This is a genomic window from Mesorhizobium sp. BR1-1-4 (assembly GCF_020165375.1).
Lineage (GTDB): Bacteria > Pseudomonadota > Alphaproteobacteria > Rhizobiales > Rhizobiaceae > Mesorhizobium > Mesorhizobium australicum.
In genome coordinates, this window is sequence record NZ_JAIUIB010000005.1 from 260,144 (window position 1) to 274,909 (window position 14,766).

Annotated in this window: 14 protein-coding genes and 1 tRNA gene; 2 read left to right on the forward strand and 13 right to left on the reverse strand. The window is 67.1% G+C overall.

What is annotated here, in order from left to right; all coding sequences use genetic code 11:
* Nucleotides 1-21 precede the first annotated feature (21 nt).
* A tRNA-Lys gene (locus LB571_RS13015) sits at nt 22-97 on the forward strand.
* Nucleotides 98-171: 74 nt separating this feature from the next.
* Here LB571_RS13015 and LB571_RS13020 read toward each other — a convergent pair.
* The 8 genes from LB571_RS13020 to cbiE form a co-directional block, all read right to left on the reverse strand.
* On the reverse strand, nt 172-570 hold the full coding sequence (locus tag LB571_RS13020) for a hypothetical protein (RefSeq protein ID WP_140788719.1): 399 nt from the start codon (nt 568-570) through the stop codon (nt 172-174).
* Nucleotides 571-660: 90 nt separating this feature from the next.
* Entirely contained in the window at nt 661-1,671 is a 1,011-nt protein-coding gene (cobT, locus tag LB571_RS13025; protein ID WP_224594917.1) for a nicotinate-nucleotide--dimethylbenzimidazole phosphoribosyltransferase, read from the reverse strand.
* Between the two features lie 37 nt (nt 1,672-1,708).
* Nucleotides 1,709-2,485 (reverse strand): adenosylcobinamide-GDP ribazoletransferase, encoded by a 777-nt coding sequence (gene cobS / locus LB571_RS13030; protein ID WP_224594918.1) that lies wholly within the window; start codon nt 2,483-2,485, stop codon nt 1,709-1,711.
* 4 nt (nt 2,486-2,489) lie between these two features.
* On the reverse strand, nt 2,490-3,803 hold the full coding sequence (locus LB571_RS13035; protein WP_224594921.1) for a cobyrinate a,c-diamide synthase: 1,314 nt from the start codon (nt 3,801-3,803) through the stop codon (nt 2,490-2,492).
* Nucleotides 3,800-4,618: a uroporphyrinogen-III C-methyltransferase gene (cobA, locus tag LB571_RS13040; protein WP_224594923.1), complete on the reverse strand. Its 819-nt coding sequence runs from the start codon at nt 4,616-4,618 to the stop codon at nt 3,800-3,802. Before cobA ends, LB571_RS13035 begins: the two co-directional genes overlap by 4 nt.
* Entirely contained in the window at nt 4,615-5,379 is a 765-nt protein-coding gene (gene cobM / locus LB571_RS13045; RefSeq protein WP_140660990.1) for a precorrin-4 C(11)-methyltransferase, read from the reverse strand. The genes cobA and cobM overlap by 4 nt, the downstream gene beginning before the upstream one ends.
* Nucleotides 5,376-5,762 (reverse strand): cobalamin biosynthesis protein, encoded by a 387-nt coding sequence (locus tag LB571_RS13050; protein ID WP_140660991.1) that lies wholly within the window; start codon nt 5,760-5,762, stop codon nt 5,376-5,378. Before LB571_RS13050 ends, cobM begins: the two co-directional genes overlap by 4 nt.
* Nucleotides 5,759-7,000 carry a precorrin-6y C5,15-methyltransferase (decarboxylating) subunit CbiE gene (gene cbiE / locus LB571_RS13055; RefSeq protein WP_224594924.1) on the reverse strand — a complete coding sequence of 414 codons (1,242 nt, stop codon included), beginning with the start codon at nt 6,998-7,000 and terminating at the stop codon, nt 5,759-5,761. The genes LB571_RS13050 and cbiE overlap by 4 nt, the downstream gene beginning before the upstream one ends.
* A 1-nt stretch (nt 7,001) precedes the next feature.
* Between cbiE and LB571_RS13060 the strand changes: the two genes are divergently transcribed.
* Nucleotides 7,002-7,769: a cobalt-precorrin-6A reductase gene (locus LB571_RS13060; RefSeq protein ID WP_224594926.1), complete on the forward strand. Its 768-nt coding sequence runs from the start codon at nt 7,002-7,004 to the stop codon at nt 7,767-7,769.
* Here the strand turns inward: LB571_RS13060 and LB571_RS13065 are convergent.
* Genes LB571_RS13065 through LB571_RS13085 form a run of 5 tightly spaced genes read right to left on the reverse strand, consistent with a single transcriptional unit; the run spans nt 7,733 to nt 14,757 of the window.
* A complete protein-coding gene (locus LB571_RS13065; protein WP_224594928.1) occupies nt 7,733-8,497 on the reverse strand; it encodes a precorrin-3B C(17)-methyltransferase in 765 nt (254 codons plus the stop codon). The two genes, LB571_RS13060 and LB571_RS13065, sit on opposite strands and share 37 nt — an antisense overlap.
* Complete coding sequence (locus LB571_RS13070; protein ID WP_224594930.1) at nt 8,494-9,252, reverse strand: precorrin-2 C(20)-methyltransferase; 759 nt, start codon at nt 9,250-9,252, stop codon at nt 8,494-8,496. The genes LB571_RS13065 and LB571_RS13070 overlap by 4 nt, the downstream gene beginning before the upstream one ends.
* Complete coding sequence (locus tag LB571_RS13075; RefSeq protein WP_224594935.1) at nt 9,249-9,881, reverse strand: precorrin-8X methylmutase; 633 nt, start codon at nt 9,879-9,881, stop codon at nt 9,249-9,251. Before LB571_RS13075 ends, LB571_RS13070 begins: the two co-directional genes overlap by 4 nt.
* A 2-nt stretch (nt 9,882-9,883) precedes the next feature.
* On the reverse strand, nt 9,884-11,221 hold the full coding sequence (cobG, locus tag LB571_RS13080) for a precorrin-3B synthase (RefSeq protein ID WP_224594937.1): 1,338 nt from the start codon (nt 11,219-11,221) through the stop codon (nt 9,884-9,886).
* A complete protein-coding gene (locus LB571_RS13085; protein ID WP_224594941.1) occupies nt 11,218-14,757 on the reverse strand; it encodes a cobaltochelatase subunit CobN in 3,540 nt (1,179 codons plus the stop codon). Before LB571_RS13085 ends, cobG begins: the two co-directional genes overlap by 4 nt.
* Between the last annotated feature and the right edge of the window lie 9 nt (nt 14,758-14,766).

A 14,766-nucleotide genomic window follows, 5' to 3' on the forward strand; every position in this document is an offset into this window, starting at 1 on the left:
GCCGGTTTTTGCCGGCCGAGTGGGTGCGTAGCTCAGTTGGTAGAGCAGCTGACTCTTAATCAGCGGGTCCACAGTTCAATCCTGTGCGCACCCACCAAATTCCTAGAAGACTTGGTGGAAAGACCCTGGAAGGCAAGACGCGTTTGGCGCGTCTCGGACCGCAATGGCCGTTCACTGCGCCGCTTTGCCAATACTGGCCTTGAACTTGACCTTCATGGCGATCTGCCCGGTCACCGTCATCTGCGATCCCGCAGCGCCTCCCATGCTGCGATCCCTGGCGTTGACGTTCGTGGTCACGCTGGTTACCTCGCACGTGTCGGCGACGGTATCGAGCACCATGGCGCAACTGGCGGCAGCGACCTTGTAGAACGAACGCAGCGCGGTTTGCTGCTGTGTGGCGACATCCTCTTCGTCCTTGACCGGAAGGGTCATGGTCAGGCTGGACTGGACCTTGGCCAGTCCATCGTCGCCCGCGTGCCGGAAGCGGCCGTTCTCATCGACATACTGCGAAAAAGCTGGCGCAGCAGTGCCGAAAAGCAGTGCAATGGCAGGTATCGCCTTCAAATACATCGCCTGATCTCCACATGAGATCCACTGATCTCATGTAACAATCACAACGACGTTATTATTTTGGCTCAATCACGTTAAAAGTTTGACGGATTACTTCTCCGAAACCCCAGCCTCGGCAAAGCTTGCCATCCCTGCATGGCATTCCAGCGCCGAGCGGACGATGTTGACGGCGAGGCATGCGCCGGAGCCTTCGCCGAGCCGCATGCCGAGATTGAGCAGCGGCGGCATTGCGAGCGCTTCGAGCAGGCCGCGATGACCCGATTCGGCTGAGACATGGGCGGCGATCGTATGGGCAAGGCCGGTCGGGTGCAGCTTCGCCAGCGGCGCGGCGGCGGCGGTGCAGACGAAGCCGTCGAGCAGCACGGGTACGCCGAGATGACGGGCGGCGAGCGTGGCGCCGAAGATGGCGGCGAGTTCGCGCCCGCCGAGGCTGGCAGCGACGCTCAACGGGTCGGCAAGGGCCGCGGCGTGGCGCTTCAGGCCGGCTTCGATGGCGACCACCTTGCGCTTCAGGCCGGCATCGTCGACGCCAGTGCCGCGCCCGGTCCACTTTTCGGCGCCGCCGCCGAACAAGGCAGCCGAAATGGCGGCGGCGGGCGTGGTGTTGCCGATGCCCATTTCGCCAAAGCAGATTAGGTCGAGGTCTTTCGTCACGGCGTCATAGCCCGCCGAGACAGCGGCGAGGAAGGCCTTCTCATCCATTGCCGGCACTTGCGTGAAGTCACCGGTGGGATGGTCGAGATCAAGCGGGATGACGTCGAGTTCCGCGCCGGCGATGCGGGCGAGCTGGTTGATGGCGGCACCGCCGCCGGCAAAATTCGCCACCATCTGCACGGTGACTTCGGAGGGGTAGGCCGACACGCCCTGCGCGGTGACGCCGTGGTTGCCGGCGAAGACGAAGACTTTCACGCGGTCGAGCCTTGGCATGTCGCGGCCTTGCCAGCGCGCCAGCCAGGCGGCGATCGCTTCGAGTTTGCCGAGGCTGCCTTGCGGCTTGGTCAGCGTGTCCTGGCGGCGAGCGACGGCACTGGCGGCCACTTCGCTGCCGGCAGGCAGGTCGAGGCAGGCGGCGCGCAGTTCATTGAGGGATTTGAAGGGCATGGGGGCAATGTCTCCGGAAGGGAATCAGGTCAAGGGGTCAGGAAAGGGCGACGGAAGCGACGAGAAGCACCGCGATTTCGCTCAACTGCTGCAAGGCGCCAACCGTGTCGCCGGTCTGGCCCTCGATCTGGTTGAGGCAAAGGGCGTGGAAGGCGGCAAAGAACAGGCCGAGCAGGATGAGCGCGGCAATGGCGCCGCCAAGCCCGAGCAGGAGCAGTGGTATCGCGCCGAGCACGGCTCCGGCTATTGCCGTTTCGAGCGAAACGGCGCCGGCGCCAGCCGACAGGCCGTCGGACCGCGCCGGTGGCAAGAGATGCATGAAGGCGCCGAGCACGCCACGCGAGGCTGCGTGCGCCGCCACGAGCGCAAACAGAGCCTGTGTGGGTTCCACCACTTGCGACAGCGCGCTCCAGCGGATCAGCAGCGCCAGCGCCAGCGCCATGGCGCCATAAGCGCCGATGCGGCTGTCGCGCATGATCTCGAGCTTGCGGCCGCGCGACTTGCCGCCACCGAAGCCGTCGGCAACGTCCGACAATCCATCCTCGTGCAGGCAGCCCGTGGTAGCCACGGTTGCAACAAGGGCAAGGGCAGCCGCCGGCCCAATGGCAAGGCCAAAGCGTTCCGCCGTGGCAAAAACGATGGCGCCGATCAGGCCGACGACAAGGCCGGCAATGGGGGCGGCCCAGATCGCGGCGGCGAGGTTGCGGCCGCGAAAATCAAACACGGGCAGCGGCAGGCGGGTGAAGAAGACCAGGCAAAGCGCGATGTCGTCGAGGACTTGTCGGGGCGACAGGGTGATTTTCGGGAGCTTCATGGCCCTAGCTCCTCGCAATCGCATGAAAGAAGGTGCCGCTGACATGGCCGCGCCGGTAGCCTGAGGCGCCGAGCGGATTGCCCTGGCCATCGGCGAGATCGGCCAAACGCTCGTCATTGCCGGTGGCCGTCATCTGCGCATAGTGGAATTCGTGACCCCGGATCAGCGCGCCTTGCGAACCCAGCGGACAGTCGGCGCGCAGCCGTGCCTCGCGATAGCCAAGATTCATATTGCGCCTGGCGAAGCTGGTGGAATGGCCGAGCAGGCCGAGCATGCGATGCGTTTCGCCTGATGCATCCTCCAGCGCTTCACCAAGCACCATGAAGCCACCGCATTCGCCATGGATCGGCTTTGTCGTGGCGAAACGTGCCATCCCCGCATGGAAATTCACGGCGGCCGCGAGTTTGCCGGCATGAAGCTCGGGATAGCCGCCGGGCAGCCAGCAGACGTCGCAATCCTCATCGGGCGCTTCGTCGGCGAGCGGCGAGAACGGGACGATTTCCGCGCCGGCCTTGCGCCAATAGGCGGCGACGTGCGGGTAGAGGAAGGTGAAGGCGGCATCCTCGGCAAGCGCGATGCGTTGACCGGGCGGCCGCAGCGCGTCGGCGAAGGAACCTGCTGCCGGGGCGAAGGGCGTTGCCAGGGCCATGACCGCGTCGAGGTCGAGCGACTTCTCCGCCGTGTCGGCGAGCCGGTCGAGATGCGCCATCAGGTCGTCATATTCGCCGGCCTGGACGAGGCCGAGATGGCGCTCGGGCAAATTGAGCGAGGGGTCGCGCAAAATAGCGCCGACGACGGGCAGGCCGATCGCCTCGATGGCGTCGCCGGACAGCTTCCGATGGCGCTCGCTGCCCAGCCGGTTGAGCACGACGCCGGCCATGCGCACATCCGGGTCGTACGTGGCAAAACCTTTGGCGACGGCCGCCGCCGTCGTCGACTGGCCTGACACGTCGAGCACCAGCAGCACCGGCAGACCGTAGAGCCGGGCCAGATCGGCAGCCGAACCGGTGCGGCCAGGCGAGGCCGGGATGCCGTCGAACAGGCCCATGGCGCTTTCGAGGATGACGAAATCGGTGTCGTCGGCCGCTTGCGCGGCGAGCGCATTGAGCAGCGACGGTGACATCGCCCAGCTGTCGAGATTGACGCCGGACAGGCCGGTGGCGGCGGTGTGGAAGCCAGGATCGATATAATCGGGGCCGGACTTGGCGCCGCGCACTTTCAGGCCACGCCGGGTGAGTGCGCGCAGGATGCCGATGGTGACGCTGGTCTTGCCCGAACCAGAGCGCGGCGCGCCGATGATGATCGCCCGGGCCGTCATGCCCCACCCGCCACTGCCGCGCGCATGGCGACGATGCCGCCGACGACGATCAATGCCGGCGAGGCGAGCCCGGCCGCCGCCGCTGCCTCGGCAATGGTGGCGAGCGTGGCGACGATGGTCCTTTCCCGCGGCGTCGTCGCGGCGACGATCACGGCCGCCGGTGTCGATGGCGCCAGTCCGCCGTCGAGCAGGGCGGCTGCTATCAGAGGCAGATTGGCCATGCCCATGTAGACGACGACCGGCTGGCCGGTGCGGGCGATCGCCGCCCAGTCGAGATCGTCATCGGTGCCGGCGGCGTGGCCGGTCGCCAGAATGACAGCCTTGTTGATGCCGCGCATGGTGGCGGGAATGCCGGTGGCGGCGAGCGCGCTGAGACCCGAGGTGAGGCCTGGCAGGACGCGGAACGGGATGTTCTCACGCGCCAGCGCCAGCGCCTCTTCGCCGCCACGGCCGAAAATATAGGGATCGCCGCCCTTCAGCCTGATGACGCGGCGGCCTTCACGCGCCAGCCGCACCAGCAGAGCGGTGATGTCATCCTGCTTCATCGAGGGCTTGCCGCCGCGTTTTCCCGCAAAGAAAAGCTCGGCATTTCCGGCAACAGCAACCACATCGGGCGAAACCAGCGCGTCGTAGACCAGCGCATCCGCCTCGGCCAGTGCCGCCAGCACCTCCAGCGTCAGGCAGCCGGGATCGCCGGGACCGGCGCCGGCCAGCCAGACATGCCCCGGCTCAAGCGGACGCGGCTTGAAGTTCAGCCGTGCGAGCGCCTGTTCGAGTGTGGCGTTTTCGCCGTTATTTCCAGTGCTGGCGCTCACAATCCGTCCCGTCCGCGAAAACGCCGCTGATAGTGGGCGTCGTATAATGAACTCTCGCCGAAATCTTGTGCCGCCAGCGAGCGGCCGACGAAGATGATGGCCGTGCGCTCCATCGGATCGGCCGCCAGTTGTGCCTCGATGGATTCCAGCGTGCCGGTCATCACGCGCTGGTCCGGCCAGGAGGCGCGGAAGACGATCGCCACCGGGCAATCGCCGCCATAGTGCGGCGTCAGCTCGGCGACGACGCGGTCGATGGCGTGGATGGCAAGGTGGATGGCCAGCGTGGCGCCGGTGCGGCCGAAGCCGGCCAGGGTTTCGCCCGGCGGCATTTTCGACGCACGTCCGGAAACGCGGGTCAGCACCAGGCTTTGCGCGACTTCGGGGATGGTCAGCTCGCGGCGAAGTGCGGCGGCGGCGGCCGCGAAGGAAGGGACACCCGGCGTCAGCGTGTAGGGGATGTTATGCTTTTCCAACCGGCGGATCTGCTCGGCGACGGCACTCCACACCGACAGGTCGCCGGAATGCAGGCGGGCAACATCATGACCGGCCATGTGGGCGGCCACATATTCAGCCTCGATCTCGTCGAGCGACATCGGCGCGGTGTCGATCAGCTTCGTTCCCGGCGCGCAATGTTGCAGCAGTTCCGGCGCGACGATGGAGCCGGCGTGGAGGCAGACCGGGCAACTCGCCAGGAGCCTTGCGCCACGCAGCGTGATGAGGTCCGCCGCACCTGGGCCGGCGCCGATGAAATGGACGGTCATGGCGCGTCTCCGCTGATGGCGATGGCGCAGGTGACCGGACCGAGCACGGTGCGGGACCCAAGCAGCGTCGCGCCTTTGCCGGCGACGGCAAGGGCGGAGGCTTCCGAGACCGATGACGTGCCCGCCAGCTCCCGCGAGAGGCTGGAGCTGCTGAGCGTCCCCGGCGAGGCGGCCTGAAGGGCTGCGTCGTCGACGATAATGACGGGAAGGTTCAGCTTGCGACCGGCGGCGGCGATGGCGTCTTCATCCTTCTTGAGCGCCGCGGTGGCCAGTGCCGAAAGAGCTGTCATCGCCAGGCCATGCGTTTCGAGCGCGGTTTCTATGGCCGCGAGCACGTCCTCGACGGTGACGCCCCTTCGGCTGCCGATGCCCGCGACCATCATGGCTTCACCCAGCTCCATTGCGTGACGGGCATGGCCGGCCGCCATGCCTGCATGGAGCCGACCGGCGAAGCGCGGGAGATGCCGATGCGGGTGAGGTCGCCGCCGCGCTTTGTGTGCTGGGCGAGGAGCAGGGCTTCCATTTCCAACGTCACCGCGTTGGCGACGAGACGGCCGCCGGCGCGCAAGGCTCTGATGGCGGCATTCATGACGCCGGCGTCGCTGCCGCCGCCGCCGATGAAGATGGCATCAGGTGTCTCCAGTCTGGCCAGGGCCCTGGGCGCGCTGCCTTCCACAATGACAAGGCCGGGAACGCCGCAGGCAACGGCGTTGTGGCCGATGCGGGCGGCGCGAGCCGGGTCGGCCTCGATGGCGATGGCGCGCAGCGAAGGGTGGGCGAGCATCCATTCGATGCCGATCGAGCCCGAGCCGGCGCCGACATCCCACAGCAATTCGCCCCGCCTCGGCGCCAGCGCCGACAGGGTGATAGCGCGGATTTCGCGCTTGGTGATCTGGCCGTCATGCTCGAACAGATGGTCGGCGAGGCCTGCCGTGAGCGACAGCACGCGCGCCTGCGGGGCCGAATCAATTTCGATGGCCAGGACATTGAGCGGATTGATGTTTTCGATGTCGAAGGCATCGGCGCAAGCCGAGCGCAACGTCTCCTTCGGCCCGCCCAACGCTTCCAGCACCGTCAGCCGCGAAGTGCCGAAGTCGAGTTCGGCGAGCAGGCGGGCAATCGCCGCCGGAGCGAAGCCATCGGATGTCAGCGCCAGGATGCGGGCATTGGGCTGCAGCAGCGGGCGGATCAGGTCGATCGGGTGGCCGTGCAGTGAGACGGTCTCGATATCCTGTAGCGCCCAGCCAAGCCGCGCCGCGGCCAGCGACAACGCCGACGGCGCTGGTATGACGTGCATCTCGCGCGGCTTGACCTTGCGGGCGAGGGTGGCGCCGACCCCGTGGAAGAACGGGTCGCCGGAGGCGAGCACGCAGACGTTCCTGCCGGCAAGCGCCAGGACATCGGCCATCCCGGCATCGAAAGGAACCGGCCAGGGACGCGGCTTGCCCTTGGTGAAGGAAGCGACGAGCGCCAGGTGCCGCTTGCCGCCGAAGATGAACTCCGCCTCGGCGATCCGCCGCTTGGCCTCGTCGCCGAGACCCGCTAAACCGTCCTCACCGATGCCGACGATTGTGAGCCATCTCGGGTTGGGCTTGGCGGCGCGCGGACCCTCAGCAGGCATGATGACCCACCGCATTCTGATCCTTGGCGGCACCACCGAAGCCCGGCAACTGGCCGGAAAACTGGCGGCACGCGCCGATTGCTCGGTCACGCTGTCGCTGGCCGGCCGTACGGAAAACCCCGTCGCGCAGGGCGTGCCCGTGCGAAGTGGAGGGTTCGGCGGTGCCGACGGTTTGGTCGCTTATCTCAGGGAGACAGGCACTGGTCTTCTGATCGACGCCACGCATCCCTACGCGGCGCGTATCTCCGCCAATGCCGCGCAAGCGGCACGCGCCACCGGCGTGCCGATCCTTGCCCTGCGGCGTCCAGGCTGGGAAGCCGTCCAGGGCGACCGCTGGCTTGAGGTCGACAGCGTTGCCGGCGCGGCGCGGGCGCTTGGCGATGTGCCGCACCGCGTGTTTCTGGCGCTGGGCCGGCAGGAGGTCGCCGCGTTCGAGGCTGCGCCCCAGCACCACTACCTCATCCGCAGCGTCGATCCGGTCGAGCCGAAGCTGGTTGTGCCCGATGCCGACTATCTGCTCGGGCGGGGGCCATTTGGCGAGACCGACGAGCGCGTGCTGCTCGAAAAGCATCGTATCGATGTCGTGGTGTCGAAGAACAGCGGCGGCACGGCGACATACGGGAAGATTACCGCGGCGCGAACGCTCGGCATCGAGGTGATCATGGTGCGCAGGCCCGTCCTGCCGGATGTGCCCTCGGCTGAGACCGTCGAAGCGCTGGCCGCGATGGTCCGTCATTTCGTCGAGCCCGATGCCGAGCGCGGCGTGTAGACCAGCGCTGGCTTTTCGCCGCGCTTGATGATCCGGGTCTCCGGCGAGCCGATGATGATGCAGGTCGCCATGTCGGCCTTTTCGGCGTCGACATCGGCCAGCAGATAGACCTCGATGCGTTCGTCCGGCCGGCCGGCGGCGCGGCCGAAGATCACCGGCGTCGTGCCGGGCAGGATGGCGGCCAGGCATTCGAAGGCGCGGCCAAGCTGCCAGGGACGCGCCTTGCTGATCGGATTGTAGAGCGCGATGACGAAGCCGGCGCCGGCCGCCGCCAGAAGACGCAGTTCGATCAGATCCCAAGGCTTCAGATTGTCGGACAGCGAGATAGCGCAGAAGTCGTGGCCAAGCGGCGCGCCGATGCGGGCGGCGACCGCGAGCATAGCGGTGACGCCGGGCACGACAGCGACATCGACCGCGCGCCATTCGGCTGGGCCGGCCTCGATGGCCTCGCAGACCGCTGCGGCCATGGCGAAGACGCCGGGATCGCCGCCCGACACCACGGCAACGTCGTGGCCCTCGGCGGCCTTGGTCAGGGCATCCTTGGAGCGGGCGAGTTCCTCGCGGTTGTCGGAAGCGACACGGGTCTGGTCCGGGCGCAGGTCGAGCCGGTCGAGATAGGGCTTGTAGCCGTAAAAAAACTTGGCCTCGGCGATAGCGTGGCTGGCTTGCGGCGTGACCTGGTCTGCATTGCCGGGCCCAAGGCCGATGACGGTGAGACGGCCGCTCATATCTGGGCTCCAGCCGCGCCTGGCCGACCGGACCAGCCGGCAACCAGCACGATGGCGAAGTAGGGCGCCTTGTCGTCCGGCTTGTCGGCAAGTTTCATCGAGACGCTGCCGGCCATGGTGCCGCGCTCGACATAGACGGCGCGCGTCAGCTTGCCGGTCGCCTCCAGCGCGCGCCTGATCTTGGGCAGGTTGCGGCCGACCTTCATGATGACGGCAGCATCGGTGTCGGCGAGGCGGCGCGTCAGCTCGAACTCGCTCATCGTGCCGGGCAGCACGGTCAGCACGTCGTCGCCCTGGACGATCGGCACACCGGTCTGCGACCAGCAACCGGACATGGCGGTGACGCCGGGGATGACCTCGGTGGGGAAACGATGGGCAAGGCGGACATGCAGATGCATGTAGGACCCGTAGAACAGGGGATCGCCTTCGGACAGCACGGCAACCACCCTGCCGGCGTCGAGGTGCTCGGCGACCTGTTCCGCCGACTCCTCGTAGAAACCCGTGATCTGCGACCGGTAATCGTCGTGGTCCTTCTCGATCTCGGTGGTCACGGGATAGAGCAGCGGCAGTTCCAGCATGTCGGGCCGGAAGCGCGCCTCGACGATGGCGCGCGCATTGCTGTTGTTGCCGCGTTTGGCGAAATACGCCACGACATCGGCCTCGGCCAGCACCCGCGCGGCCTTCAGCGTCAACAATTCTGGGTCGCCGGGACCGGTGCCGACACCAACGAGACGGCCTTTGGGGAGCGCGTTCACAGACCCGGCCTCGCCAGTGAATTGAGCGCGGCGGCGGTCATGGCGCTGCCGCCAAGCCTGCCGCGCACGATGGCATAGGGCACGCCATAGGAATTCTCGGCCAGTGCGTCCTTGGATTCGGCAGCGCCGACGAAGCCGACCGGCATGCCTATGATGGCTGCCGGCTTGGGCGCGCCATCGCGCAACTTCTCCAGGAGATAAAAGAGCGCGGTCGGTGCGTTGCCGATGGCGACCACCGAACCGGCGATGCGCTCGCCCCAGAGGTCGATGGCGGCCGCCGAGCGGGTATTGCCGATCTGCCTCGCGATGTCGTGCGTGCGCGGGTCGCGCAAGGTGCAGATCACCTCATTGCCGGTCGGCAGCCGGGCGCGGGTGACGCCATGCGAGACCATTTCGGCGTCGCAGAAGATCGGCGCGCCGGCCGCCAGAGCTTTGCGCGCGGCGCTGACGAAATCGGGGGAGAAAACGAAATGACTTGCCGCCTCGATCTGGCCGCAGGCATGGACCATGCGGATGGCGACATCGGCCTCGGCCTCGGAAAAGCGCGAGAGATCGGCCTCGGCGCGGATGATGGCGAAGGAGCGCTCGTAGATCGCCGTGCCGTCGTGGATATAGTCGTAGGCGGCCATGCTCATTCCTGTTGGTACATTTCGGCGATTGCTGCCGTGCCAAGCCTTGTCAGGCAAGCGGCGGCGGTTTCGCCCTGATATCGTGCGCCGCGGATCGTCGCCGCGACGCGGCTGAAGCCGCGCGCGGCGTCATAACCCGGCCTGTAGCCGGCAGGAAGGGCCTTTGCCGTCGCGTTCACGACAAGTCCGGCTCCATTTTCGCCGCCGACAATTGTGAGCGCTGCCGGGCCGGGATGCGCACAGCCCTTGGCGCAGCCGGAGACGTGCAGCGTGAAATCGAGGATGTCGGCGTTTTCGGTGGCGATCGCCTCGGCGATGTCGCGGGTCGCGATCCGGCCGGAGGCGCAGGCCGGGGCGCCGGGGCAAGCCGCGATGCGCGTGCGCGGGTCGGTGGGAGAGGTGACGAAGCCGAGGGTGGCGGCGGTATCTTGAAGGGATTGATTGGCTTCCGCCGGTTGACCGAGGAAAAGCAAGGCGCGGCCGGGGGCGAGGCGGATTTCTGACGTACCGAGGGCAAGAGCTTTTTGCGCGAGGCCGATGATCTTGTCCGCCGGCATGCTGCCGTAGGGGAGGCCGATGCCGAAGGCGAAAATGTCGCCGGCTAAGGAGAAAAGGCCGATAGGCTTGCGCGAGGCGCCCCCCTCTGAGGGGGGCGCCGTAGAGTGCCAACCTGCGAGAGAGGCCAACTGCCGCTCCGACAAATCCCGTGTGTGTGCGTCCCGACCTTTCTCAGCGACCATCCGAAGCGCTGCGACAGCAATGTCGCGCACCGCATCTTCGTCAGCCGTCGCAAGTCGCTTCTCACTTTGGCTGTCACCGGCAACTGATATGGCCCAAAGGGTGCCAGCGCTGACCCGAACCGCCTTCAGCCGCACATCGGCTGTCACCGCATCCAGCGTGAGTTGCCCGCCGCCGTCGACGACCACCGAAACCTTCGGCCCCAGCCTTGGTGCCAGTCCGGCATCTTCGATCGCCGCCATGATCCGCTCAGCCATCGCCCGGGGATCCGCAATCTCGTGTGGGTCGATACCCGCCAGCGGGCCGGTCTCGACCGGTACGCCGGTGCGCACCGCGATGCCCAGCGCATCGACCTCCGCCGCCAGCAACGCGGCACTTTCCGTTGTCAGGCCGCGGATCTGCAGGCTGCCGCGGGCCGTCACTTCCATGATGCCGTTGCCGTGCCGCGAGGCGGACTCAGCCAGGGCGATCAAGAGCTTCGGGGACAACCCTCCGGAAGATGGACCTCCAGCGACCGGGTTGAGCCGCACCAGCAGGCCGTCGCCTGTCTGCATCGGTGCGGACAGAGCAGGGCAGGCGCCACGGCGCGAGAAGGCGTTCATGCGGCGACCCCGAGCGCGTTGGCCTCGGCGATCAGCGCGGCGAGATCGTCGTCGATGGAATTGCGCAAGGGATGCCAGAGGCCGCGCCGCCGCGCCGACAGGAAGCGCTCGGCAATGACTTTGGCGGCAGCGGGATTTTCGCGCAGGATAAAGGCGCGGACGTCGGCGTCGCCAAGATAGGCATCGTGCACAGCCTCGATCAGCGCGCCTGAAATCGCATGGGTGGTCTCGGCGAAGCCGACCAGCCGGTCGACGGTTTCGGCGAATTCGGAGGCGCCGCGCGGGCCGTGGCGCATCTGGCCCGATATGAAACGTGAATTGACCGCACGGGCGCGCACCACGCGCGAGACCGCCTCGGCGACCGATCGCGGTTTCGGCCTCTGCGGATCCGTGGTGTCGAGCACGATGATGTCGGCGTTCCTGCCAAGTATGGCCAAGGCGGCCGAGAAGCCGCCGATGAAAGCGACGTCGGCGGAGCCTTCGAGAATGTCGCGGCCGGGGTCGTCGCCGGTGTGGACGAGAAGATCGGCCTCGGCGATGCGGCCTTCAAACGCTCCAGGTGCCGAGACGCCTTCGCCGCCGGCACCGCCATAGGCATGCGAGGTCGCGTCGAGATAGGCGCGGCCGATCTCTTCGCGCGCCGTCCAGTCGCCACTCGACAGCATGTCTTCGACGCCGGCGCCGTACGTGCCGGGCGAAGTGCCGAAGATCCGTGGGCTGACCTTGCCGTCGGCGCGGGTTTTGGCGGCGAGCGGGTTTTCCGAATCGTCCTCGTCGCGCGCGGCAACGGCCTTGGCGGCGGCGTCGATCAGTGCAATCTGGGTCGGGAACATGTCGCGGAACAGACCTGATATACGCCAGGTGACGTCGACACGCGGGCGGCCGAGCGCCGCCGGGGGCAGTACCTCGATGCCGGTGACGCGGCCGGTGGCAGTGTCCCATTGCGGCCGGCAGCCCATCAAGGCCAGGCCCTGCGCGATCTCCTCGCCGCCGGTGCGCAGCGAAGCCGAGCCCCAGAGATCGATCACCAGCGAACGCGGCCAGTCGCCATGCGACTGCATGTAGCCGCGCACCACTTCTTCCGCCGCGGCTTTGCCAAGATCATAGGCGGTCGGCGTCGGCATGGTGCGCGGATCCGAGGTGAACAGGTTGCGGCCGGTGGGCAAAACATCGGAGCGCCCGCGCGCGGGTGCGCCGGCCGGGCCCGCCTTGACGTGACGGCCATCGAGCGCGGCGAGCAGGGAGGCTTTCTCGGCGTCCGCGCTTTGCCGGCGCATGGAGTCCGGTTCGTCGTTGGGGACGCGGCCGTAGATGTGCAGCCCATCCTTGATGGCGAAATCCTTGAGGTCGCAGAGCCAGGCATCGATGCGGCGCAGCGCTTCGTCGGGCGCGTCGGTCTGGGCGACGCCGGCTTCCGAGGCAAGGCCGGTCTTTTGCGCGGTTTCGACAATCAGCCTGGCGAGCCGGTCCCGGCGACGGCGGTCGAGCCCGTCGGCCTGGGCGTATTCGTCGACCAGCCGTTCGAGCTCGTGCTGGTCCTCGTCCAGTCCGGCGCCTGCCAGCGGCGGCGGCAAATGGCCAAGCGTGACGGCGGCGATGCGCCGTTTGGCCTGCGCTGCTTCGCCTGGGTTGGAGACGATGAAGGGATAAATGACTGGTAATGCGCCGGTGACGATCTCGGGAAAGCAGGTTTGCGACAGCGCGACGGTCTTGCCGGGCAACCATTCCAGCGTGCCGTGGGCGCCGACATGGACGAGAGCGTCGACGCCGAGCGATTTGCGCAGCCACAGGCCAAAGGCGATCAGGGCATGGCGCGGCGGGAGGGTCGGATCGTGGTAGTCGGCGCGACGGTCGGCCGAGCGGCCCCGGTCGGGGGCGAGTGCCACGGTGATATTGCCGAAATGCGCGGCGCGGAAGGGGAAATTCTTTTCGATAGCATGGCGAGGCTGGCGTTCTGTCACGCCCCCCTCTGTCCTGCCGGACATCTCCCCCTCTAGGAGGGAGATTGGCAGTTCGCAGGCCGACGTTCCTTCTGCAATGTTGGTAGTTGGCGAAAGCCGCGACGCAAGTTCGATCTCCCCACTAGAGGGGGAGATGTCCGGCAGGACAGAGGGGGGCGCCTCGCGCAAACCTGTCCCCTCTGCGTTTCCCCAAGCGGCTTCTACCGCGGCGATTGCTGCGAGCGGCAACTCCTTCGAGAAGCTCAAATACTCCTGTAGGGCCAATCCGTCGTTGCTATGCTCCAGCAAATCCAACAATTCACGCGGCGTTTGCGGAATCCCGTCAACGGCATAGCCCTGTTCGCTCAAGTCGCGCAGCATGGCCAGCACGCTGGACGGCACGTCCAGCCCGACCGCATAGCCTGTGCGGCCAGGGGCACTGGGATAATCGGGAATGAGGATCGCGAGCTTGCGCTCCTCCCGCTTCGTCTCCCGCAGCCGGATGAAAGCCGCGACTCGCCCCGCCACTTGCTCCACCCGATCCAGTTCCGGGCGGTTCGCCAACGCACGATGGCCAAGCGCCGGATCGATATCGCTCTCGGCCTTGAAGGAAATGGCGCCGGCGAGGATGCGGCCGTCGAGTTCGGGCAGCACGACATGCATGGCAAGGTCGGCGGGCGCCAGGCCGCGCTGGTTGTTTTCCCAGATGTCGCGGCGCGTGGTGGCGACGATGACCTGGAAGACGGGCACGCCGGCGCGGTCGAACAAGGTTTCGACGCCGGGCTCGGCGCCGGAAGCGAACGCGGTCGCGGTGACGATCGCGGCGGGTTTCAGCGATGCGATGGCATTTTCGACGAACGCCAGCGACACCGGATCCTTCAGACTGGAAACGAAGATCGGCACCGGTGCCAATCCCCTGGAGCGCAAAGCCTCGGCCAGCGCATCGATCGGGGCGACATCGGCGGCGAGCAGCATCGATCGGTAGAAGAGAATCGGGACAATGGGAGTGCCGCTATTGGAACCGGCCGGCTCTTCCGCGACCCCCAATCCAGCCTGATAGTAACCGGCCTTCGGCACGCTGACCGGGTTGGCGACGGGCGCATCCTGTCCAGCCAAGCCTGCCAGCCTGTGCACCAGCGCGCCCATATTGGCCGGGCCGCCCTCGCGGAAATAGCCGAGCAGGCCGTCCAGTTCGGCGCGGGGCAGCGTCGAGGCTTCGACCAGCCTGAGATCCTCGTCGTGGCTTTCACCGGGAAGCAGCGCCAGTTTGATGCCGCGTTCGCGGGCAATCACCGCCAGTTGGTCGCAGCCATAGCGCCACCAGTCGTAGCCGCCGAGGATGCGCACCAGGATGACTTTGGCGTGGCGGGCGACGCTGTCTATCCAGAGGTCGACGGACATGGGATGGCGCAGGTCGCGCAGTGCGGCCAGCCGCATCGAGGGCAGGCGACCAGCGTCGGCCTTCCACGCCGCAGCCAGTCCGGCGAGATCGCTGTCGGTGAAGGACAGGGCTACGATATCCGCCGGCGCCTGCCTGAGATCGACAGGCTCGGCGAGGTCGTCGAGCGAGGCGGAGGTCGTGGTGAGGATGTGCATCGCGGCCCG